This window comes from Pseudomonas sp. p106 (assembly GCF_003936645.1).
GTDB lineage: Bacteria > Pseudomonadota > Gammaproteobacteria > Pseudomonadales > Pseudomonadaceae > Aquipseudomonas > Aquipseudomonas putida_E.
In genome coordinates this window covers 33,939-55,265 of the sequence record NZ_RHQR01000022.1, presented here as the reverse complement: position 1 = coordinate 55,265, position 21,327 = coordinate 33,939, and the positions used below count along the sequence as shown (strand labels likewise).

Genomic DNA, 21,327 nt, shown 5'->3' with positions numbered 1-21,327 from the left:
TGTTTGAATAATTCAAGTTCGGCAGCAGCAACTAATAAAGGATGGATCAGTACTTCTTTATGTTTTCCCAGCGCTTGAGCAAATCGGCGTTCTTGTCGGTCCAGTCCTTCACCGCTTCGTCCATGGTTTTGCCGTCCTTCACCGCGCCGTTGATCGACGTGATTGCGGTCAACGGCACGTAAACGCTGGCAATGGCTTCGCGGGCCTGTGGGTTCTCGGCAGAAAAGCCCTTCTTGCCGATCCAGTAGTAGCCTTGCGGTGGCGCGAAGACGCCCTTGGGGTCCTTGAGGAATTTGATGTCGAACTTTTGCGCCATCCAGGACGGCTCCCAAACGGTGACCGCTATCCAGTCTTTGCGGTCCACTGCAGATTTCAATGCAGCGGTCATGGCCGCAGTGCTGCCTTCGAGCAGGTCGAGCTTGAGGCCATACTGTTTCACTGCTTCGGCCGCTTCGCTCATCAGGCCAGAGCCCGGCTCGATGCCGATGATCTTGCCGTTGAACTTCTCGGCGTTCTCATTGAGCTGTTCGAGGGAATCAATGGGCACGTAGCTGGGCACGGCGATGGCCTGATACAGGCCGTGGGACACGGGCGAAATCTTCTCCAGCTTGTTTTTGTTCTTGTTCCAGTAGTCCTGAGCCACGTAATCGATCTGCGAAGCGAGGATCTGAATGTCACCTTTGCCCAAGGCTGCGTAGGCAATGCCCCACTCGGAGAACGAAGTCACCTTGACGGTGTAGCCGGAGTCTTCGAGTACCTTCTTGGTGATGCCGCTGATAGGCGTGAGGTCTTCCCAGGAAAGCGTCCCCATGTTGATGACCTTCTCTTCGGCTTGCACCTGGAAGATCGTCAGCCCGACCACCGCCAGTGCACACAACGCCTTACGCATGAGTTTCATATTGATTCCTCGTTCGCAGATAGAGAGGCGACCCGCTTTCAAGGGCGGGCTTCGCGTTTTTATTGATGTAAATCCCTTCCCCGACGGACATCACCGGAATCCGTGACCACACCCCCTGTGGGAGCGGTGGTTTTCAAGAGGCTGGCACGAGTCTCGGCGACCGTCAATGCCATTGTCTTCAAACTGTATACTCATAAAAATCAATGTGAATTACATATAAATTATTGATTTATATGAATATAAAACACGCCCTGTAGCTCCTAGAGATGCACAAGCGTCGTTTTATGACATGAAAAACGTCGTTTATTGACATCACCTCAATTGGCCTCCGACCGCTCGTCAAAAAACCGATAGACACATTGTATATCGAGCAATATATTCGGTAGACGAATTGTAGACACAGCCATGGCGGAGCGGATCCGACCGGGCCGTATCGTTCAAACCGGTACTGAAGTCGAGCCGTTGACAATGACAAAAATTACGTCTTTACCCGCCGATGACCGCACCTGCGGTTGGTATCACCTCAGCCAGCCGCGCACGCCAAAACCCCGGCATAGCGGCCACAGCGACGTGCGTTGGTGCATCGTCGGTGCTGGGTTCACCGGCCTTGCCGTTGCCCGCCAGTTGGCGCTGCACTTCCCCAATGAGCAAATCCTGCTGGTCGAAGCCCAGGAAGTCGGCTTCGGTACCTCCGGGCGCAATGCGGGTTTCGCCATCGACCTGCCCCACGACATCGGCGCAGAGGACTACATCGGCGACATCGAAATCGCCCAGAAATCGATGAAGCTCAATCTGACCGGCCAATCGTCGCTCAAAGCGTTGGTCAGCCAGTTCGACATCGACTGCCAGTTCAAGCACTGCGGCAAATACCAAGCTGCCATCGAGCCACGTGGCATTGCCGTACTCGACGCCTATCGACGGGGCCTGGACAAGCTCGGGCAGCCTTGGGAAATGATCGAGGAACAGGACCTGCCGGGCCACATCGGCACGTCCTTCTACCGCAAGGCGTTGTTTACGCCGGGCACTGCCCTGGTGCAGCCAGCCGCGCTGGTCAAGGGCTTGGCTGACAGCCTGCCGGCCAACGTGCAGCTGTGCGAGAACACTCCGATTCTTGACGTCGAATATGGCCAGAAGGTGCGCCTGAACCACGCGAGCGGCAGCATCACCACCGATAAGCTGATCCTGGCCAATAACGCCTTCGGCATGAGCTTCGGTTTCCTTCGCGGCCGTATGCTGCCGATCTTTACCTATGCCAGCCTGACCCGCCAGCTCACCCCGCAGGAGCAGGCAAGCCTGGGCGGCAAACCCTACTGGGGGCTGATCCCGGCCGACCCGTTTGGCACCACCGTAAGGCGCACACCAGACCAGCGCCTGCTGATCCGTAACAGCTTCAGCTTCAACCCCGACGGGCGCAGCAGCGCCAAGTACCTGGAGCGCTTCGCCAACCGGCACAGGGCCTCCTTCGCCCAGCGCTTCCCGATGTTGCCGGGCGTGACCTTCGACTACACCTGGGGCGGTTCGCTGGCCCTTTCGCGCAACCACACCAGCCAGTTTGGCCAGCTGGCGCCCAACGTCTATGGCGCGCTGTGCTGCAACGGCCTGGGCGTCACCCGCGGCACCGCCACCGGCAAGCTGCTGGCCGACTGGCTGGCCGGCGAGCGCAACGAGCTGATCGATTTCCTGCTGGACTCCCCTGGCCCCAACAGCAACCCACCCCAGCCTTTCCTCTCCTTGGGTGTGAACCTGAACCTGGCATGGGGGCAATACCGGGCGGGCAAGGAAAGCTAAAAACAAGATCCACGAAGAAGCGGAGATAGCATGACAATAAATAATCGCTCCATCGAAGACGTACCCCTCAACAGCTTCCATAGACTCCTGACCGTGCGCTCAGCGGGCGGCTCGTTTGTCGATGGCTATGTTCTAAGCATTATTGGCGTATCGCTCATCTACATGACCAATGCGCTGGGGCTGAGCGGCTTCTGGCAGGGCATGATCGCCGCTTCGGCGCTGATCGGCATCTTCTTCGGTGGCTTTCTCGGAGGCTGGCTCACCGGCCGCCTGGGGCGCAAGCGCGTGTTCTTCATAGGCCCTGCGTTGTTCGTACTGTCGTCGGTGGCACAGTACTGGGTGGAATCCGCATTGGCGCTGTTTGTGCTGCGCTTTGTGATCGGCATCGCCGTGGGCATCGAGTACCCGGTAGCGACATCCCTGTTGGTGGAGTTTCTGCCAAAGAAATACCGCGGGCCACGTCTGGCGATGCTGACCATCATGTGGTTTGCCGGCGCTGCGTTCGCCTACGTGCTGGGTAATTTCATTCTCAACGTCGGTGGCGAGGATGGCTGGCGCCTGGTGCTGGTAAGTTCTGCGCTGATCGGCGCCGCACTGTTCATCGTGCGCCTGGGCACCCCTGAGTCACCACGCTGGCTGCTGAGCAAAGGCCGCAGCACCGAGGCCGAGCAGATCATCAAGCAGGTGTATGGCCCCAGCTTCTCGCTGGCCAACCTGCCCGAGCAGCCCAGGGAGCAGAAAATTTCGGTGTGGAACCTGCTGCACTCCGGCTACGGCAAGCGGATGCTGTTCGTGACCATGTTCTGGAGCTGCTCGGTTATCCCTGTGTTCGCGGTCTACGCCTTCGCTCCGAAGGTACTGCTGGCCTTGAACCTCAAAGGCGAGTGGGCATCATTCGGCTCGGTGGCAATCACCTTGCTGTTCGTCATCGGCTGCGTGATCGCTACCCGCCTGATCAACAGCATGGGCCGGCGCAGCATGCTGATCTACAGCTTCCTGCTCTCTGGCCTGGCCCTGCTTGGCCTGGGCGCCTTCCACGACAGCGCCCCCCTGTTGATCCTGGTGCTGTTCGGTGCTTATGCGCTGTTCATCGGCGGCGCCCAGGTGCTGCAACTGGTCTACCCGAACGAGCTGTTCCCCACAGAGATCCGCGCCCAGGCCGTCGGCATCGGCACCTCGCTGTCGCGTGTCGGTGCGGCAGTGGGCACCTGGCTGGTGCCAATGTCACTGGAGTCGCTGGGCATCGCCAACACCATGCTGGCGGCGGCCGCAGTCACCTTCGTCGGCCTGGCCTTCGCATGGGCCCTGGCGCCGGAAACCCGTTCGCTGAACCTGCAGCAGGCCGCTTCGCTGAGCTGAACATGAATCTGAACCGCCCCCCATTACTCGTTGCACTGGAGACTCAACCGTGAAATTCGAAGGCATCTACACCCCGGCAATCACTCCCCTGGCCGCAGACGGCTCCATTGACATGGCGGCGTTCGCCGAAGTCCTGGACTACCTGGTGGAGTCGAAGATCCATGGCGTGATCATCGGCGGCTCAACCGGCGAGTACTATGCTCACACCGCTCAGGAGCGCATCGACTTGGCCGCCAAAGCCAAGGACGTGCTCAGTGGGCGCCTGCCGCTGATCATCGGCACCGGAGGCATCCGCACCGAGGATTCGGTGGCGTTCGCCAAGCATGCGCGTGAGATCAAAGCGGACGCGCTACTGGTCGGTACACCACCCTACGCACTGCCGACCCAGCAGGAGATCGCCATTCACGTCAAAGCCGTAGATAAAGCTGCCAACCTGCCGATCATGCTCTACAACTACCCAGGGCGAATGGGCGTAAGCATGGGTGAGCCGTTCTTCGATGCCGTCGCCGATGTAAAAAACATCGTTGCCATCAAGGAAAGCTCTGGTGACATGGCCCAACTGCATCGCCTGGCCATCCAGCGCACAAATATCCAGCTGTCGTGCGGCTGGGACGACCAGGCCCTGGAGTTCTTCGCCTGGGGTGCACAAAGCTGGGTCTGCGCCGGCTCCAACTTCATCCCGCGCGAGCACGTTGCGCTGTATGAGGCCTGCGTGGTCGAGAAGGACTTCGACAAAGGCCGCCGCATCATGGGCGCCATGATGCCGCTGATGGACTTCCTCGAAGGCGGCAAGTTCGTTCAGTCGATCAAGTACGGCAGTGAACTGCAAGGCTTGCGTACCGGTGGCGTGCGCGCCCCGCTGCAAGCGCTGGACGACGAAGAAAAGCAGGCGCTTGAGGGCGTCGTGGCCACGCTCAAGCGCAACATCGCGCAGATTACCGGAGGTGCCTGAAATGGCTGAGCTGCTGAGCAAGGAACAATACGCGGCCATCGCCGCCGAACTGCAGTTGCGTACCCAGGCATTCATCGACGGCGAGTTCCGTGACGCCATTTCGGGCCGTACATTCGTCACCACCAACCCGGCCACTGGCAAGCAGTTGGCGGAAGTGGCCGCGTGTGACGTGCAGGACGTCGACGTTGCTGTAGCGGCGGCCAAGCGCGTGTTCGAAGACGGCGCCTGGTCCAAGCTGCAGCCGGCCGAGCGCAAACATGTCTTGCTGAAATTTGCCCAATTGCTGGAAGACAACAGCCACGAGTTGGCCGTGCTCGAAGCGTTGGACAGCGGCAAGCCGGTCAGCGAGTGCCAGAACGTCGATGTGCCGGAAACCATCCACACCATTCGCTGGCACGCCGAGCTGATCGACAAGATCTATGACAACACGGCGCCGACCGGTAACGCGGCGGTGACCATGGTGGTGCGCGAAGCCATCGGCGTGGTTGGCCTGGTGCTGCCGTGGAACTTCCCGCTGCTGATGCTGGCATGGAAGATCGCCCCGTCGCTGGCCGCCGGTTGCTCGATCGTGGTCAAGCCTGCCAAGGAAACCACTCTTAGCGCCCTGCGGGTTGCCGAGCTGGCTTACCAGGCCGGCGTACCTGCCGGCGTGTTCAACCTGGTGCCCGGTGGCGGCCGCGAAGTGGGCGAGGCCATCGGCCGGCACATGGATATCCCCATGGTGAGCTTCACCGGCTCGACCGACACCGGCCGCCTGTTCCTCAAGTACGCCGCCGAATCCAACCTCAAGCGCATCGTCCTGGAGCTGGGGGGAAAGAACCCGGCCGTGGTCATGAACGACTGTGAAGATCTGGATGAAGTGGCTCAGTTCGTCACTGCCGGTGCGTTCTGGAACATGGGTGAGAACTGCTCGGCCTCCTCGCGCCTGATCGTACACAAGGACGTCAAGGATCAACTGCTGGGGCTCATCGCCAAGCACCTTGAAGACTGGAAGCTGGGCGATCCGCTCGACCCGGACAACCGTCTGGGGGCGATGGTCAGCAGGTCGCACTTCGAGAAAGTGAAGTCTTACCTGGACTACGCCGCCGAGCAGAAGCTTACGGTGGTTCAGGGTGGCCAGACTGAGCAAGGCGTGTTCGTACAGCCGACCATCGTCGATGGCGTAGCGCGCGACAGCAAGCTGTTCATCGAGGAAATCTTCGGGCCGGTACTGAGCGTCACCAGCTTCGAAACCATCGACGAAGCCATCGAACTGGCCAACGACACCGTTTACGGCCTGGCCGCTTCGGCCTACACCGGCAGCTTGCGCAATGCCCTGCGCCTGTCGCGGGAAATTCGCGCCGGTGTGGTCACGGTCAACTGCTTCGGCGAGGGCGATGCCTCGACCCCGTTCGGCGGCTACAAAGAGTCAGGCTTTGGTGGGCGTGACAAGTCCATCTGGGCTCATGACCAGTACACGGAGCTGAAAACCATCTGGATCAATGCTTCGTAAACTGAGCGTACCGGTGCTGTTCTGACGGAGTTCGGCACCGCAACAGGCCCCCGCTCCACGCAAGCGGGGGCCGACCTGTTTCACGGCGAATAGCAGCAAAGGCACAACAAACGCTGCGGCGCTTTCGGCAACCGGGTCCCCGGTGGCCACACCTATCCAACCTCTATATTTTTTACCGGATACCGGGAAACTGCCATGTTCGCCACACAAACCGGGGCGGCGTCTTCGCTTGCCCATCGCAATGCATTGATCAATGCCCACATCGCTGCAGTACTGTTCGGCCTCACCGGCATCCTCGGCGCGTTGATCCATGCCGATGCCACTGTGATCACCTTCGGCCGCGCAGCGTTCGCCATCATCGCCCTCGGGCTCGTCGCACAGGTACAAAGGCGCCCGCTGTTCGCCGTCCTGCGTTGGCGCGAACTTGCCCTGATGTGTCTGACTGGGGCACTGCTGGCCTCACACTGGGTAACCTTTTTCATTGCCATCAAAGTTGGCGGCATCGCAGTTGCCACGTTGGGCTTCGCCAGCTTCCCGGCCTTCATCGCGATCATCGACCTCTTGGTATTCCGTGCACGCATCAAAGTCGGTGAAGGCCTGTTGCTGATGCTGGTAACCCTTGGCCTGGTGCTGGTGGTTCCATCGTTCGACCTGCTCGACCAAGGCACGGTCGGCTTGCTCTGGGGGCTGACCTCGGGGTTGTCGTTTGCCCTGCTGGCCATTGCCAACCGCCGCGCCGCGCGGGGCATGGATGCGCTGCGGGTGGCGTTCTGGCAGAACCTGGTGGTTGCCACGCTGGTGGCGCCGTTTGCCATTTCGCATCTGACCATGCAGGAGCTGACGACCAGTGACTGGGTTTATCTCGGCGTGCTAGGGGTGGTCTGCACCGGTTTGTCTCAGTACCTGTTCGTCAAGAGCCTCGAGGGACTGGAGGCCCGTAGCGCGGGCATGATCATCGCGCTGGAGCCCGTGTATGCGATCGCCTGCGCCTGGTGGCTGTTCGATGAACAGCCATCGCTGCGAATGGTGCTGGGCGCGGTTCTGATCATCGTTGCCACCCTTGTGTCGGCCTGGAGCAGTGCTGGGCAGACCTCGGGGCATTGAAAGCTGCCATAGCAACAAGTGCATAAAAAACTGAATTGAAATTGCCAATCGTGCTGATGCGCAGGATCAATTTAGGAGGGCACCCCACGCTCATTATCCTCTGCGGCGCATTCAAAAACGCCCGATTGAGCCTATGGAGCTTCTCGATGACCCCTGTGCTAAAGCATTTCCAACCCGGCCGCCTGCTGGTTGCAGCAAGCCTTGCCGCCAGCCTGCTGACGATGTCCGTCCAGGCCGCGACCCTGACCCGCGACAGCGGTGCACCGGTTGGTGACAACCAGAATTCGCAAACGGCCGGCGCCAACGGCGCGGTACTCCTGCAAGACGCCAACCTGCTGCAGAAGCTGCAGCGCTTCGACCGCGAACGCATTCCAGAGCGGGTGGTGCACGCCCGTGGTACCGGGGTGCACGGTGAGTTCACCGCCAGCGCCGACATCAGCGACCTGAGCATCGCCAAAGTCTTCCGCCCAGGTGAGAAAACGCCGGTGTTCGTGCGCTTTTCTGCCGTGGTGCACGGCAACCACTCGCCCGAAACCCTGCGTGACCCACGCGGCTTCGCCACCAAGTTCTACACCGCAGACGGCAACTGGGACCTGGTAGGCAACAACTTCCCGACCTTCTTCATCCGCGACGCCATCAAGTTCCCGGACATGGTGCACGCGTTCAAGCCTGACCCACGCACCAACCTCGATGACGACTCCCGCCGCTTCGACTTCTTCTCCCACGTACCAGAAGCCACCCGCACCTTGACGCTGCTGTACTCCAACGAGGGTACCCCGGCCAGCTACCGCGAAATGGACGGCAACAGCGTGCACGCCTACAAGCTGGTCAACAGCGAAGGCCAAGTGCACTACGTGAAGTTCCACTGGAAGAGCCTGCAAGGCCAGAAAAACCTTGACCCCAAACAAGTCGAGCAGGTCCAGGGCCGTGATTACAGCCACATGACCAACGACCTGGTCAGCGCGATCAAGGACGGCAAGTTCCCCAAATGGGACCTGTACATCCAGGTGCTCAAGCCCGAAGACCTGGCCACGTTCGACTTCGACCCGCTCGACGCCACCAAGATCTGGCCGAATGTGCCAGAGCGCAAGATCGGCCAGATGGTGCTGAACCGCAACGTCGACAACTTCTTCCAGGAAACCGAGCAAGTCGCCATGGCGCCGTCGAACCTGGTGCCAGGTATCGAACCGTCTGAAGACCGCCTGCTGCAAGGCCGCCTGTTCGCCTATGCCGACACCCAGATGTACCGCATTGGCGCCAACGGCCTGAGCTTGCCGGTCAACCAGCCGCGCATCCCGGTCAATAACGTCAACCAGGATGGCCAGGCCAACGCGGGCCACACCACCACGGGGGTCAACTACCAGCCAAGCCGCCTGCAGCCGCGTGAAGAACAGGCCAGCGCCCGCTATGTGCCGACCCCGCTGGTGGGCAGCACCCAGCAGGCGAAGATCCAGCGCGAGCAGAACTTCAAGCAGACCGGCGAGCTGTTCCGCTCCTACAGCAAGAAGGAACAGACCGACCTGATCAACAGCCTGGGCCAGGCCCTGGCAGTGACCGACGAGCAAAGCCGCTACATCATGCTGTCGTTCTTCTACAAGGCCGATAGCGACTACGGTGCAGGCCTGGCCAAAGTGGCCAAGGCAGACCTCAAGCGCGTTCAGCAGCTGGCAGCGAAGCTGCAGGACTGAGTGCAATGACTGAGCGGGCCGACGGCCCGCTCTTCCTTTGTAAGCAGGTAAACACCATGCACAAATGGATGATGGCAGCCGTGTGTGGCTTGCTGATTCTCACCGCCCAGGCACAAGAGCCGCTGCCGCCCCAAGGGCAAGACACCAACACCGAGCAGCGGTTGCGCGATTACTTCTTCGGGGCCGCACGCCGCGGGGATGAAGCAATGCTCAAAACATTCATCCAGGCGGGCTACAACCTGGATACCCCTGATGAAAAGGGCTACACCGGCCTCATTCTGGCGGCTTACCACGGCCAGCAAGCAGCCGTGGAACAACTGCTGGTGGCCGGCGCCGACCCATGCGCCCAGGACAAGCGGGGCAACACCGCACTGATGGGGGCGATATTCAAAGGCGAGGTGCGCATTGCCAGGCGGCTGATCGACGCCAAGTGCAACCCTGACCAGCGCAATGGCGCGGGGCAGACGGCCGCCATGTATGCGGCCATGTTTCAGCGCAAGGAATTGCTCGACGCGCTGACCACCCATGGCGCCGATATCGAAGCAACAGATGCACTGGGCAACAGCGTGCAAAGCCTGCAACAGGGTGAGCTCAACGGCGTATCGGCGCAACGCTGAGGGCTGCGCATTCTGCAATGCCACTTGCCAGCACACCGCCAGGGAGCTGCGATAAGAAAATTGGATATCTCGTTAAGATAATCCCGCAGGCGCTAGCTGAACCGCAGGATTACAGTCGCCGTCACGCCGAAGTCCGGCGGGGTGATTTCTGCTGGGCCGTAACGCTTTCGAAGCCTTACCGGAACCAGACGGAACTCATACCAATACAAGAACAAAGGTGACCACCCATGCTCAAGACTCCTGTCGATGCCCCTGTCGATGTCAAAGACTGGATCGATAACCGCCCCATCGCTGCCTACCAGTGGCTGATCCTGTCGCTGTGTTTCCTGATCGTGCTGTTCGACGGCTTCGATGTCGCCGTCATGGGTTTTATCGCACCTTCGCTCATGCAGGACTGGGGGCTGTCGCGCACCGCCTTCGGCCCGGTGATGAGTGCCGGCATGGTCGGCCTGGCCATCGGCGCACTGACCGCCGGCCCGTATGCCGACCGGTTGGGCCGCAAGAAAGTGCTGCTGATCGCGGTCAGCGGTTTCAGCCTGCTGAGCCTGGCCTGCGCCTTTGCCCGCAACCCCTATGAGCTGGCCGTGTTACGGCTGCTGACCGGCATCGCCCTGGGTGCGGCCATGCCCAACTGCACCACCCTGCTCGCCGAATACCTGCCCACACGCAACCGCTCGCTGATGATCACCATCATGTTTACCGGTTTCAACATGGGCTCGGGGCTGGGCGGCTTTCTGTCCGCCTGGTTGATCCCTCATCACGGCTGGAAATCGGTACTGCTGGCCGGCGGCCTGCTGCCACTGGCCTTGCTGCCCTTGCTGTGGTGGCTGCTGCCAGAGTCCGCTCGTTTCCTTGCCGCACGCCAGGCGCCGGCCAGCCAGATTGCGTCAGCCTTGGCCAAGCTTGGCGGCCGCTTCGCTGCCGGCACCCGTTTTACCGTCAGTGAGCCGACCACACAGCACAAGGCACCGGCCCGGCAGCTGTTCAGCGAGCGCTACCGGTTTGGCACCCTGGCCCTGTGGCTGACCTATTTCATGGGCCTGCTGGTGATCTACCTGACCATGGGCTGGTTGCCGACCCTGCTGCGCGATGGCGGGCTGTCCATCGAGCGCGCCGCCACCATCACCGGCCTGTTCCAGATCGGCGGCGCAGTGGGCGCAATCGTGGTCGGCTGGATCATGGACCGGCGCAACCCCAACCGGGTCATCGCCATCGCCTATGCCCTGGGCGGCCTGTGCATCGTCTCGCTGGGCGCCCTGAGCCTGGAGTCGAGCCTGCTGGTGGTAGGCGTGGCGGCTGCCGGCTTCTGCATGAGCGGCGCGCAAACCGGCCTGAACGCCTTCGCCCCTGGCTACTACCCAACCGAATTCCGCGCCACCGGCGTAAGCTGGATGCTCGGTATCGGGCGCTTCGGGGCCATTTTCGGCTCCCTCATCGGTGGTGCCTTGCTCAGCCTGGGGCTGGGCCTGCCACTGCTGTTCACCCTCCTCGGCCTGCCGGCATTCGCCGCTGCCCTGGCGATCCTGGCCAACGGCCACGCCCGGCTGCGCACGACCCCCGCAGTAACCGCGCCGTAACCTGTAACAGAGGACTTTCGCATGGCTCGTATCATTGGTGGCCTGGCCGTCTCCCACACCCCGACCATCGGCTTCGCCGTCGACCACGACAAACAGGAAGAAGCCGCCTGGGCGCCGATCTTCGAAAGCTTCGAGCCGATCCGCACCTGGCTGCAGCAGCGCCAGCCGGACGTGCTGTTCTACATCTTCAACGACCACGTCACCTCGTTCTTCTTTGACCATTACAGTGCCTTCACCCTGGGCGTGGACGAGCAATACGGCGTGGCCGATGAAGGCGGCAACCCACGGGACCTGCCGCCAGTAGGCGGCCATGCCGCGCTGTCGCGGCACATCGGCCAGAGCCTGATGGCCGATGAGTTCGACATGAGCTTCTTTCGCGACAAGCCGTTGGACCACGGCTTCTTCTCGCCCATGTCGGCACTGCTGCCCTGCGATGAAAGCTGGCCTGTACAGATCGTGCCGCTGCAGGTCGGTGTACTGCAGCTGCCGATCCCCACGGCGCGGCGCTGCTACAAGCTGGGCCAGGCGTTGCGCCGCGCCATCGAAAGCTACCCCGAGGACCTCAAGGTGGCGATCGTCGCCACCGGCGGGGTATCACACCAGGTGCATGGCGAGCGTTGCGGTTTCAACAACCCTGAGTGGGACGCGCAGTTCCTCGACCTGCTGGTCAACGACCCGCAGCGCCTTACCGAGATGACGCTGGCCGAGTACGCCACGCTCGGCGGCATGGAAGGCGCCGAGGTGATCACCTGGCTGATCATGCGTGGCGCGTTGTCTGCCAATGTCGAGCGCAAGCACCAGAGCTACTACCTGCCGTCGATGACCGGCATCGCCACCCTGCTGCTGGAAAACCGCGACCAGCCACTGCCGGCACCGGTCAACGAACGTCACCGTCAGCACATGCAGCATCAGCTGGCGGGGGCGCAGCAGCTCGAAGGCACCTACCCCTACACCCTTGAGCGTAGTGCCAAAGGCTACCGCCTGAACAAGTTCCTGCACCGCATGATCGAGCCGCAGTGGCGCCAGCGCTTCCTGAGCGAGCCCGAAGCGCTGTACCGCGAGGCAGGCCTGAGCGAGGAGGAAAGCGACCTGCTGCGCCGCCGCGACTGGCGCGGGCTGATCCACTATGGGGTGATCTTCTTCGTGCTGGAGAAGCTGGGCGCCGTGCTGGGTGTGTCCAACCTGGACATCTACGCCGCCATGCGCGGGCAGAGCATCGAAGACTTCATGAAGACCCGCAACCAGCAGGTTCGCTACTCGGTCGCTGGCAAGGCGTCCAGCTGACCGACGCAGCCCGTTGAGCCCGCTCCAAGGCCCCAGTCCGGCTCAGGCATGCTCGGTGATCACCTGGCGGATACAAGCCATCAGCGCGACCGCCGCCGGCGACTGCAGGCAGCCACTGCGCTGCATGAGGCCGATGGCGCGGGCAGTACCGGGCAGTGCCAGCGGCAGGCGTTGCAGCTCGCCGCTGGCAATCTCGTAAGCCAACTGGTGCGCAGACACCGCCGCCAGCATGTCTGAACGCACCAGCAGGCCACGGATAACCGCCAGATCAGCGCTTTCCACCACCGGCCACGGTGCTGCCAAACCAGCGGCGGCGAAGCAGTTGTCGAGCAGCCCGCGCGCCGGCGAACCGGCCCGCGGCAACACCCAGCGCGCCTGGTGCACGCCCTTGAGCGTCAGGTGTGTGTGCAGCAACGGGTGCCCCCGGCGGGCCAGCAGCACCATTTCCTCGTTGATGAGCGGCTCGCCCACCAGGTCGCTGGCATAGTCGTGAGGCCGCAAGGCGCCCAGCACGAAGTCCACATCCCCCACCCGCAATTCGGTTGCCAGCAGGTCGAACGGGCTTTCGTTGGTCACCACCCGGACCTGTGGATGCTGGGCGGTAAAACGCAAAATGGCCTCCGGCAGAATGCGCGAGCGGCCCAACGGCAACGCGCCGACATGCACCACACCGCGCAGGGTGCCTTGCATCGCACTCAGGTCACTGTCCATGTGGCGTAACTCGTTCAGCGCCCGGCGGATGGGGAAAAGAATGTCCCGGCTGGCCACAGTGGGCTGCAGGCCGCGCGACGTGCGCACGAACAAGGGCTGCCCGCACCCGCCTTCGAGCACTTTCAACGCAGCACTGACGGCCGGCTGGCTAAGGCCGAAGTGCCGCGCCACGGTTTGCATGTGCCGTGTTTCACAGAGTTTCACGAACACCTGCAGGCGCCGCGCCTGAAACAGATACAGGGGCTCGCCCTGCGCGGTGCCCAGCAACCCCGGCACACCGTCCAGTTCCGCCAGCACCCGCTGTGCACGCGGCAGCAGGCACTCGCCATAGTCGGTCAGGCGCATGCCATTGGCATGGCGCTCGAACAGCGGGACAGCGAACCGTGCCTCCAGCTCGGCGATGGCCCGGGTGACCACGGACTGAGCACGGAACAACACCTGCGTCGCCCGCGAAACGCTGCCCAACTCGGCGACCCGGATGAACGCACGTACTTGCATCAGGTTGGGCAGTTCGACGTCGATCATAAGGCTTCCCCGGCGCTCGGCTCGTGACTGGGGCGACTATGCCCCTACCCCGCTTGCCAGGCAATAAATAAAACGCATAGCCGTTGCAAGTGAACGCATTAGTGCAGTGCGCAGGCCGATGACATCCTGCGTCAACCCCCACTGCAGGAGCCTACGAACAATGAATACCCCACAAAAAGCCGCCCTGGTGGTCAGTGCACATTCGGCCGACTTTGTCTGGCGTGCCGGTGGCGCCATTGCGCTGCACGCTGAGCAAGGCTATGCCATGCACGTGGTTTGCCTGTCGTTCGGTGAGCGTGGCGAGTCTGCCAAGCTGTGGCGCAAGGGTGAAATGACCGAAGCCAAGGTCAAGGACGCACGCCGTGAGGAAGCCATGGCAGCAGCCGAAATCCTCGGCGCCAGCGTGGAATTCTTCGATATCGGCGACTACCCGATGCGCGCCGACAAGGACACCCTGTTCCGCCTGGCCGATGTGTATCGCCGGGTACAACCGGAGTTCGTGCTCAGCCATTCGTTGAAAGACCCCTACAACTACGACCACCCGCTGGCCATGAACCTGGCCCAGGAAGCCCGCATCATCGCCCAGGCCGAAGGCTACAAGCCGGGCGAGAAGATCGTTGGCGCACCGCCCGTGTACGCCTTTGAGCCGCACCAGCCCGAGCAGTGCGAATGGCGCCCGGACACCTTCCTGGACATCACCCCGGTGTGGGACAAAAAGTTTGCCGCCATCCAGTGCATGGCCGGCCAGGAACACCTCTGGGAGTACTACACCCGCGTGGCCCTGCAGCGCGGCGTGCAGGCCAAGCGTAACGTGGGCATCACCAGCGCACGCAACATCGTCTACGCCGAAGGCCTGCAGAGCGTGTTCCCACGGGTGACGGAGAACCTGGCATGAGCGGGCTGATCGGAAAGACCGGCATCGTGGTACGTAATATCCCGCGCGTCGAGCAGGAACTGATCGATGCCTTGGGCCGGCTGGGCGTGGCCACGGTTCATGAGGCCCAAGGTCGCAAAGGGCTGCTCAGTACCGCCGTGCGCCCCATCCAGCAAGGTGTGGCAGTGGCCGGCAGCGCGGTTACGGTGCTGGTGGCCCCTGGCGACAACTGGATGTTCCATGTGGCCGTGGAGCAGTGCCGGCCGGGCGATGTACTGGTGGTGGCGCCCAGCTCGCCGTGCAGCGATGGCTATTTCGGCGACCTGCTGGCGACCTCGCTGCAGGCCCGCGGCGTGCGCGGCCTGGTGATCGACGCGGGCGTGCGCGACAGCCAGACCCTGCGCGACATGGGCTTTGCCGTGTGGTCGCGCGCCATCAACGCCCAAGGCACGGTGAAGGAAGTGCTGGGTTCGGTGAACCTGCCGCTGCTGTGCGCCGGGCAGCTCGTCAATGCCGGCGACATCGTGGTTGCCGATGACGACGGCGTCGTGGTGGTGCGCCATGGCGAAGCCCAGGGGGTACTCGAAGCCGCCACCCAACGCGCCGACCTGGAAGAACGCAAACGCCTGCGCTTGGCCGCCGGCGAGCTTGGCCTGGACATTTACGAGATGCGCCCGCGCCTGGCAGCCAAGGGCCTGCGTTATGTCGAGCACCTCACTGACCTGGAAGGCTGAACATGGGCCAGACCCGCATACCTTGCCTGCTGATGCGTGGCGGCACCTCCAAGGGTGCCTATTTTCTGCATGACGACCTGCCCGCCCCTGGCCCGCTGCGTGACCGCGTGCTGTTGGCGGTGATGGGCTCGCCCGATGCCCGGCAGATCGATGGGATTGGCGGCGCCGACTCGCTCACCAGCAAAGTCGCCATCATCCGCGCCTCGCAGCGCGAGGACGCCGACGTCGACTACCTGTTCGCGCAGGTGGTAGTGGACGAAGCGCGGGTGGACTACGGGCAGAACTGCGGCAACATCCTGGCCGGCGTCGGGCCCTTCGCCATCGAGCGCGGCCTGGTGGCCGCCAGCGGCGCGAGCATACCGGTGCGTATATTCATGGAAAACACCGGGCAGCTCGCCGTGGCCCAGGTGCCGACCACCGATGGCCAGGTGGAGTATGCCGGCGATACCCGTATCGATGGCGTGCCGGGCCGGGCGGCGGCGCTGGTGGTGACGTTTGCCGACGTGGCCGGCGCCAGCTGTGGAGCCCTACTGCCGACCAGCAGCAGCCGCGACCGGGTCGATGGCGTGGAAGTGACCTGCATCGACAACGGCATGCCGATTGTGCTGCTGCGTGCCGAAGACCTTGGCGTGACCGGCTACGAGCCGTGCGAAACGCTGGATGCCGACAGTGCACTGAAAACGCGCCTGGAAGCCATCCGCCTGCAACTGGGCCCACGCATGAACCTGGGTGATGTCAGCCAGCGCAATGTGCCAAAGATGTGCCTGCTGTCGGCACCGCGCAACGGCGGCACGGTCAACACCCGCTCGTTCATTCCGCACCGTTGCCATGCGTCCATCGGGGTGTTTGGCGCGGTGAGTGTCGCCACGGCCTGTTTGATCGAAGGGTCGGTTGCACAGGGGCTTGCCAGCACGTGCGGCGGTGATATCCAGCGTTTGGCGGTGGAGCATCCTAGCGGCGAATTTACAGTGGAGATCAGCTTGGAACGTGGCGTGATCACGGGGTGCGGGTTGGTGAGGACGGCGCGTTTGCTGTTTGATGGGGTTGTGTGTGTTGGTCGGGATGTATGGGGTGGACCGCAGCAGTGATTGCCACAGTTTCTTCAGCACCCTTGAAGTCAAGCGCCGCCCGCGCGGCGCATCAAAAACTCAAGAAAAAAACTGCTTCGGTTGCAAAACTGAAGATTTTCGCATCCTCGGCAAGAAAATATCGCCACACTGGTCAGAACTGAAGAAAAACCCAAGCACAGATTTCGGACGTTGCGAGCCCACCTCACATGCCCTGTGGAAAGTGAAGAAAAAAACGGCATAATCACGAAATCTGAAGATTTTGTGAGCTGACTTAAAAAAAACACAGCGCTCACGCCCAAACTGAAGGAAAGGTACATGCGGGCAGCGGGATATTCGCTACTACTCGATAGGCTGCAGATCTCTGCGGTCGCACTCAAGCGCCCTGCGATCGTACAACCGGTCACCCGGATTGAGAAAATCGGGAACACGCTCGCGGTGCCCCATCGAATGGCGCCCTCAGAGGACGACCTGCTTGGGAATGTGCTTTTTGCGCTCAAGCATGAAGGTATCAACCTTTCAATTCTCGCCCAGGCTCTGCCACAGATCCCAGCTGAACGTTTTTCGCAAGCGCTGGAAGCATCACCCAATGGCGTTTATATCCGTAAGGCCTGCTATCTCCGGGAAGCCTTCACCGGTGAAGACATTGAGCAGCCTTCACCTGTACGCGGCGGCTTCGCTCAGCTATTCGACCCAGAACAGTACATTACGCGACCAGGTGAGCGAAATTCGAAGTGGCGGGTGGAGTTCAACGGGCTCGGAGATCTGACTTACTGCGCGACCGTAGAGCGCACTGCGCAAGTTACAGAGCTTCTCGAGCATGACATTCTCGGCAAGGCGAAGAACTTCATCGGTTCACTCCCTCCGCTGATGATGGACAGGGCTATCAACTGGGCGTATCTGCACGAGACCCAGGACTCGTTTGCAATCGAGAAGGAAGCCCCAACCGAAGATAAATCCCGCCGCTTCATCAAGCTCTTGCGCCAGGCCCATGAACGCCACCCACTGACTGAGGATTATCTGGTTACTTTACAGAACGCCACTGTGGCAAACCCTCTGGACCTTGCGGCGGCATTTCGGCACGAGCAGAACCACCTTAGCAATGGCATGCATGGAGCAGCCGGGGTGACCTATGTCCCCCCTCCCCCGGGCCTGTGCCGCGAGTTGATGGAAAGCCTGATGCGCTTCGCCAATGAAGGCCCTACCCAAATCGATCCGCTTGTGGCGGCAAGCATCATTTCATTTGGGTTCGTGTTCCTCCACCCGTTCATGGATGGGAACGGGCGCTTGTCGCGCTTTTTGATCCACCAGGCTCTTTGCCATTCCGGGGCGCTTGAAAACGGCCTGTTGCTCCCAGTTTCGGTTGCGATGAAACGCGAAGAGCGCCTGTATCTGGAGACACTTCAAGGATACTCCGGGCCCGTGCGTGAATACTGGCAAGTGCACTGGATCGATCACGAGCAGTTTACATTTGAGTTCATCGGCGCTGACGCGATCTATCGATTCTGGGATGCAACGCAGTGCGTTGTATTCACCTGCATGATGGCAAAGCGGGCGCTAGAGGTCGAGCTACGCGATGAGACGGCCTTTCTGGAAAACTATGACGCCGTCTACAGGGCCGTAGATGAGCGATTCGATGTTCGCGGCAGCGACCTCGCAAACCTGGTGATGATGTGCCTGAGCAATGGCGGGAGCGTGTCGAACAATCGGCGTAAGCAGTACCTGTACAGGGTCCCCGAGGCAGTGTTCGACTATATCGAACAGACGGCGCAACAGGTACTTGCCGCCCAGCGCTCAGCCGCTCAGCCGCAACAGGGCGCAGAGCCACAGACGGATGCATAGTGTTGGGTCGCAGAGCGTCTATTCATGGAACGAAAAGCAAGCCACGCAGCCACCCCCGACTGGGTCATCCGTAGCGCTCACCCTGGCAGTGTGGAGCGGATCGAAGCGTGGTTCGGTAGCCATGGCTATGACCCTCACCGTCACGACACATACTCGATCGGCCGCACCCTCGCCGGGGTGCAGAGCTTTCACTACAAAGGGGCGCTGTGCCACGGCCTACCGGGTAATACGCTGGTCCTGCACCCTGACGAAGTGCACGACGGCATGGCCGGGACTGAAGCGGGCTTTCGCTACCGCATGGCCTACATCGACCCGGCACTGATCCAGAACGTGCTCGGCGGTGAGCCGTTGCCCTTCATTGCTGGCGGGCTGTCCAGCGACCCGCGCCTGTACCGCGCCAGTGAAGCCTTCGTGCAGGCACTGGACCACCCGCTGGAAACGCTGGAGGAACAGGACGCCGTGTACGACCTGGCGATGGCGTTGCGTGCGGTGGGCGGTAAGCCACGCGGCCGCAAACGCCTGGATTACCGCGCGGCCGAGCGCGCCAGGGCATTCATCATGGAGCACCTCCACCTGGGCATCACCCTGCAGATGCTGGAGCAGGCCAGCGGCCGCGAACAATGGAGCCTGTCCCGCGACTTTCGCGCCCTCTACGGCACCAGCCCCTATCGCTTTGTGACCCTGCGACGCCTGGACACTGTGCGCAGGCTGATGCTCGATGGCTTCACCTTGGTTGATGCAGCCCTGGCGGCAGGCTTTCACGACCAGAGCCACATGACACGCCACTTCACACGTAGCTATGGCGTGCCACCGTTGCGCTGGCTGGAGCGCTTGCGACCTGCCCGCTGACGTGCAGGATCGTACAAGAACGCCTTGTGTAGGTTCGATAGGCTGGCCACTTCAACCCATGAGGATCCGCCATGTCCAACTCCAACCCGCAACTTGCAACATGCCCTGTAAACCTTGCCCAGAAAGCTTCGCTGATCGACCAGCAGTGGAGCCCGAGAGTGGTCGCCGAAATGAACGACTACCAGTTCAAGGTTGTGCGAATAGAAGGTGAATTCATCTGGCATTCACACCCGGAAACCGACGAAGCGTTTCTTGTGCTCGAAGGCACCTTGCGCATCGATTTACCGGAGGGCTGCGTTTATGTGAACCCAGGCGAGTTGTATGTGGTGCCCCGTGGGGTGGAGCACAGGACAGCGGCGCAGGGAGAAGCAAAACTGATGATGATCGAGCCGCGAGGCGTTCTGAATACCGGCCATGAAGGTGGGGAGCGCACCGCTGTGAACGACGTCTGGATATGAGCGCTGGAAATCACTCATCAAGGAGTGCTTCTGGTTTCAAAAATCCATTGCTATCGCAAGTGCACTGATCAGCAAACAGAGGCTTGCGACAGCCGTCAAATGGACTCGCATCGGCATGAACCACCCAGGCACAGCTTGCGCCAGTTGGCGATCCTGCCAAAGATGACCGATAAAACCAAAGGTCAACACCAAACAACCCAATGGCACAGGTAGCAGCGTGCCAACCCAACCGATCAGGGCCGGTATTACGCTCCACACGAGCCGCTGGCGACGCTGCTTGGCGAGCAAACCCTCTAACGTCATGGCGAAACCCCAGTGCAGAGCACCGACGAAGCTCAATATCACAGCGCCATAGCTGACCAGCATGATCGAGGCAAAACCTCGGTATTCAGCAAAAAAAACGATGAGCAGCGTCAAACCAACAAACGGCAGCAAGCCACCGTAACCCAGCACTGCAAAGCGGCTTGAAGGTAAAGCAGCAGTAACTGAACTCATTTGGACACCCCTTGGCGACGGCTCAGCATCGCGTGTCAATTGTGTCGGCCAATGAGGTTGAGGAATTCGTGGCGAGTCGAAGCGGAGTCGCGAAACTCACCCAACATCACCGATGAAATCATCACCGAGTTCTGCTTCTCTACACCGCGCATCATCATGCACATGTGCTTGGCTTCAATCACGACTGCAACCCCTGCGGCATCCGTGACTTCCTGAATGGCATAGGCAATTTGCCGCGTCAGGTTTTCCTGTATCTGTAAACGACGGGCAAACATGTCAACAACGCGCGCGACCTTGGAAAGCCCCAATACGCGCCCTGTTGGCAGGTACGCGACATGAGCTTTGCCAATGAAGGGCAACATGTGGTGTTCGCATAACGAGTAGAGTTCTATGTCACGAACAACAATCATTTCATCGTTTTGACTCTCGAACAAAGCGCCGTTCACTACCTCTTGAAGATTCTGGCCATACCCGTTGCACAAGTACTGCATCGCTTTGGCCGCACGCTTGGGCGTGTCCAGGAGCCCTTCGCGCTGCGGGTTTTCACCAACGCCGACGAGGATTTCATGATAGTGCTCGGCTAACGAATGTGACATTTGGACTCCTCACCGCTACAGCGGTGCCCGCCATCGGGATGTGGTAGCCAGGCCAGGTGTGGCCTCAAACGGCAGAACAGCCTGTAGAAAACTGAAAACAGGGGGCGTAACGGGCGCCAGGACAGTGGCGCGACCCACCCTCCCACATCGGCAGCCCGCCAACTCCACAAGGTTGCGTCCAAGCCTGTGACCCAGTGCCCGTTCGCGAACCTTGCATGCAGGCATGACCTCAGTTGCTCAACCGTCAAGCTCAATGCCTCTGCATCGAAATCATCAGCACTGATGTCAACCAGAATGAGCTTTGCCTCGGTCGATTTCCTGCGCAGGAACGCGATCTCTCTGGCGCACAAAGGGCAGGCGCCATCGAAGTACAGCGTCAGGGGCCACTTACAATACATGTACAACCTCTCATCTTTG

21 protein-coding genes are annotated in these 21,327 nt (G+C 61.2%); 16 read left to right on the top strand and 5 right to left on the bottom strand.

The window, feature by feature from the left end; all coding sequences use genetic code 11:
- Positions 1–46: 46 nt before the first annotated feature.
- Positions 47–898, bottom strand: a complete 852-nt coding sequence (locus tag EGJ09_RS22420) for a glycine betaine ABC transporter substrate-binding protein (RefSeq protein WP_125924813.1) — start codon at positions 896–898, stop codon at positions 47–49.
- A gap of 468 nt (positions 899–1,366) precedes the next feature.
- Between EGJ09_RS22420 and EGJ09_RS22415 the strand changes: the two genes are divergently transcribed.
- From EGJ09_RS22415 to EGJ09_RS22375, 9 genes are all read left to right on the top strand, one after another.
- Positions 1,367–2,686: an FAD-binding oxidoreductase gene (locus tag EGJ09_RS22415; RefSeq protein ID WP_125924812.1), complete on the top strand. Its 1,320-nt coding sequence runs from the start codon at positions 1,367–1,369 to the stop codon at positions 2,684–2,686.
- 30 nt (positions 2,687–2,716) lie between these two features.
- Positions 2,717–4,045, top strand: coding sequence for an MFS transporter (locus EGJ09_RS22410; protein ID WP_125924811.1), 1,329 nt, complete (start codon positions 2,717–2,719; stop codon positions 4,043–4,045).
- A 49-nt stretch (positions 4,046–4,094) separates the two neighbouring features.
- Complete coding sequence (locus tag EGJ09_RS22405) at positions 4,095–4,997, top strand: dihydrodipicolinate synthase family protein (protein WP_125924810.1); 903 nt, start codon at positions 4,095–4,097, stop codon at positions 4,995–4,997.
- 1 nt (position 4,998) lies between these two features.
- Positions 4,999–6,489, top strand: a complete 1,491-nt coding sequence (locus tag EGJ09_RS22400; protein ID WP_125924809.1) for an aldehyde dehydrogenase — start codon at positions 4,999–5,001, stop codon at positions 6,487–6,489.
- A gap of 195 nt (positions 6,490–6,684) precedes the next feature.
- On the top strand, positions 6,685–7,593 hold the full coding sequence (locus EGJ09_RS22395; RefSeq protein ID WP_125924808.1) for a DMT family transporter: 909 nt from the start codon (positions 6,685–6,687) through the stop codon (positions 7,591–7,593).
- Positions 7,594–7,739: 146 nt separating this feature from the next.
- Positions 7,740–9,281, top strand: a complete 1,542-nt coding sequence (katB, locus tag EGJ09_RS22390; RefSeq protein ID WP_125924807.1) for a catalase KatB — start codon at positions 7,740–7,742, stop codon at positions 9,279–9,281.
- 56 nt (positions 9,282–9,337) lie between these two features.
- Entirely contained in the window at positions 9,338–9,898 is a 561-nt protein-coding gene (locus EGJ09_RS22385; protein WP_177433177.1) for an ankyrin repeat domain-containing protein, read from the top strand.
- A 227-nt stretch (positions 9,899–10,125) separates the two neighbouring features.
- Positions 10,126–11,475 (top strand): aromatic acid/H+ symport family MFS transporter, encoded by a 1,350-nt coding sequence (locus tag EGJ09_RS22380; RefSeq protein WP_125924805.1) that lies wholly within the window; start codon positions 10,126–10,128, stop codon positions 11,473–11,475.
- 21 nt (positions 11,476–11,496) lie between these two features.
- Entirely contained in the window at positions 11,497–12,759 is a 1,263-nt protein-coding gene (locus tag EGJ09_RS22375) for a gallate dioxygenase (protein WP_125924804.1), read from the top strand.
- Between the two features lie 42 nt (positions 12,760–12,801).
- On the opposite strand, the gene EGJ09_RS22370 is transcribed toward EGJ09_RS22375, so the two are convergent.
- Positions 12,802–13,995, bottom strand: a complete 1,194-nt coding sequence (locus EGJ09_RS22370; RefSeq protein ID WP_125924803.1) for a LysR family transcriptional regulator — start codon at positions 13,993–13,995, stop codon at positions 12,802–12,804.
- A gap of 118 nt (positions 13,996–14,113) precedes the next feature.
- Between EGJ09_RS22370 and galB the strand changes: the two genes are divergently transcribed.
- The 7 genes from galB (at position 14,114) to EGJ09_RS22335 (ending at position 19,819) form a co-directional block, all read left to right on the top strand.
- A complete protein-coding gene (galB, locus tag EGJ09_RS22365; protein WP_115275216.1) occupies positions 14,114–14,890 on the top strand; it encodes a 4-oxalmesaconate hydratase in 777 nt (258 codons plus the stop codon).
- Positions 14,887–15,603, top strand: a complete 717-nt coding sequence (locus EGJ09_RS22360; protein WP_115275217.1) for a 4-carboxy-4-hydroxy-2-oxoadipate aldolase/oxaloacetate decarboxylase — start codon at positions 14,887–14,889, stop codon at positions 15,601–15,603. Before galB ends, EGJ09_RS22360 begins: the two co-directional genes overlap by 4 nt.
- A gap of 2 nt (positions 15,604–15,605) precedes the next feature.
- Positions 15,606–16,691, top strand: a complete 1,086-nt coding sequence (locus EGJ09_RS22355; RefSeq protein ID WP_125924802.1) for a 4-oxalomesaconate tautomerase — start codon at positions 15,606–15,608, stop codon at positions 16,689–16,691.
- Positions 16,675–16,914 (top strand): hypothetical protein, encoded by a 240-nt coding sequence (locus tag EGJ09_RS22350; protein ID WP_125924801.1) that lies wholly within the window; start codon positions 16,675–16,677, stop codon positions 16,912–16,914. The genes EGJ09_RS22355 and EGJ09_RS22350 overlap by 17 nt, the downstream gene beginning before the upstream one ends.
- A 74-nt stretch (positions 16,915–16,988) precedes the next feature.
- Positions 16,989–18,512, top strand: a complete 1,524-nt coding sequence (locus EGJ09_RS22345; RefSeq protein ID WP_125924800.1) for a Fic family protein — start codon at positions 16,989–16,991, stop codon at positions 18,510–18,512.
- Between the two features lie 24 nt (positions 18,513–18,536).
- Entirely contained in the window at positions 18,537–19,361 is an 825-nt protein-coding gene (locus tag EGJ09_RS22340; RefSeq protein ID WP_012313914.1) for an AraC family transcriptional regulator, read from the top strand.
- 71 nt (positions 19,362–19,432) lie between these two features.
- A complete protein-coding gene (locus tag EGJ09_RS22335; RefSeq protein WP_046787094.1) occupies positions 19,433–19,819 on the top strand; it encodes a cupin domain-containing protein in 387 nt (128 codons plus the stop codon).
- A gap of 36 nt (positions 19,820–19,855) precedes the next feature.
- Here EGJ09_RS22335 and EGJ09_RS22330 read toward each other — a convergent pair whose 3' ends face one another.
- The 3 genes from EGJ09_RS22330 to EGJ09_RS22320 are packed head-to-tail and all read right to left on the bottom strand — an operon-like array spanning position 19,856 to position 21,308.
- Positions 19,856–20,314, bottom strand: coding sequence for a DUF3429 domain-containing protein (locus EGJ09_RS22330; RefSeq protein ID WP_119688712.1), 459 nt, complete (start codon positions 20,312–20,314; stop codon positions 19,856–19,858).
- Between the two features lie 35 nt (positions 20,315–20,349).
- Positions 20,350–20,910, bottom strand: coding sequence for a GTP cyclohydrolase I FolE (gene folE, locus EGJ09_RS22325; protein ID WP_125924799.1), 561 nt, complete (start codon positions 20,908–20,910; stop codon positions 20,350–20,352).
- Complete coding sequence (locus tag EGJ09_RS22320) at positions 20,895–21,308, bottom strand: thiol-disulfide oxidoreductase DCC family protein (protein ID WP_046787331.1); 414 nt, start codon at positions 21,306–21,308, stop codon at positions 20,895–20,897. Before EGJ09_RS22320 ends, folE begins: the two co-directional genes overlap by 16 nt.
- Between the last annotated feature and the right edge of the window lie 19 nt (positions 21,309–21,327).

Excerpts from the sequence above, each read along its gene's own strand:
- EGJ09_RS22420 (WP_125924813.1), bottom strand. The coding sequence starts at position 898 with ATGAAACTCATGCGTAAGGCGTTGTGTGCACTGGCGGTGGTCGGGCTG.
- EGJ09_RS22415 (WP_125924812.1), top strand. The coding sequence starts at position 1,367 with ATGACAAAAATTACGTCTTTACCCGCCGATGACCGCACCTGCGGTTGG.
- EGJ09_RS22410 (WP_125924811.1), top strand. The coding sequence starts at position 2,717 with ATGACAATAAATAATCGCTCCATCGAAGACGTACCCCTCAACAGCTTC.
- EGJ09_RS22400 (WP_125924809.1), top strand. The coding sequence starts at position 4,999 with ATGGCTGAGCTGCTGAGCAAGGAACAATACGCGGCCATCGCCGCCGAA.
- EGJ09_RS22395 (WP_125924808.1), top strand. The coding sequence starts at position 6,685 with ATGTTCGCCACACAAACCGGGGCGGCGTCTTCGCTTGCCCATCGCAAT.
- katB (WP_125924807.1), top strand. The coding sequence starts at position 7,740 with ATGACCCCTGTGCTAAAGCATTTCCAACCCGGCCGCCTGCTGGTTGCA.
- EGJ09_RS22385 (WP_177433177.1), top strand. The coding sequence starts at position 9,338 with ATGCACAAATGGATGATGGCAGCCGTGTGTGGCTTGCTGATTCTCACC.
- EGJ09_RS22380 (WP_125924805.1), top strand. The coding sequence starts at position 10,126 with ATGCTCAAGACTCCTGTCGATGCCCCTGTCGATGTCAAAGACTGGATC.
- EGJ09_RS22375 (WP_125924804.1), top strand. The coding sequence starts at position 11,497 with ATGGCTCGTATCATTGGTGGCCTGGCCGTCTCCCACACCCCGACCATC.
- EGJ09_RS22370 (WP_125924803.1), bottom strand. The coding sequence starts at position 13,995 with ATGATCGACGTCGAACTGCCCAACCTGATGCAAGTACGTGCGTTCATC.
- galB (WP_115275216.1), top strand. The coding sequence starts at position 14,114 with ATGACATCCTGCGTCAACCCCCACTGCAGGAGCCTACGAACAATGAAT.
- EGJ09_RS22360 (WP_115275217.1), top strand. The coding sequence starts at position 14,887 with ATGAGCGGGCTGATCGGAAAGACCGGCATCGTGGTACGTAATATCCCG.
- EGJ09_RS22355 (WP_125924802.1), top strand. The coding sequence starts at position 15,606 with ATGGGCCAGACCCGCATACCTTGCCTGCTGATGCGTGGCGGCACCTCC.
- EGJ09_RS22345 (WP_125924800.1), top strand. The coding sequence starts at position 16,989 with ATGCGGGCAGCGGGATATTCGCTACTACTCGATAGGCTGCAGATCTCT.
- EGJ09_RS22340 (WP_012313914.1), top strand. The coding sequence starts at position 18,537 with ATGGAACGAAAAGCAAGCCACGCAGCCACCCCCGACTGGGTCATCCGT.
- EGJ09_RS22335 (WP_046787094.1), top strand. The coding sequence starts at position 19,433 with ATGTCCAACTCCAACCCGCAACTTGCAACATGCCCTGTAAACCTTGCC.
- EGJ09_RS22330 (WP_119688712.1), bottom strand. The coding sequence starts at position 20,314 with ATGAGTTCAGTTACTGCTGCTTTACCTTCAAGCCGCTTTGCAGTGCTG.
- folE (WP_125924799.1), bottom strand. The coding sequence starts at position 20,910 with ATGTCACATTCGTTAGCCGAGCACTATCATGAAATCCTCGTCGGCGTT.
- EGJ09_RS22320 (WP_046787331.1), bottom strand. The coding sequence starts at position 21,308 with ATGTATTGTAAGTGGCCCCTGACGCTGTACTTCGATGGCGCCTGCCCT.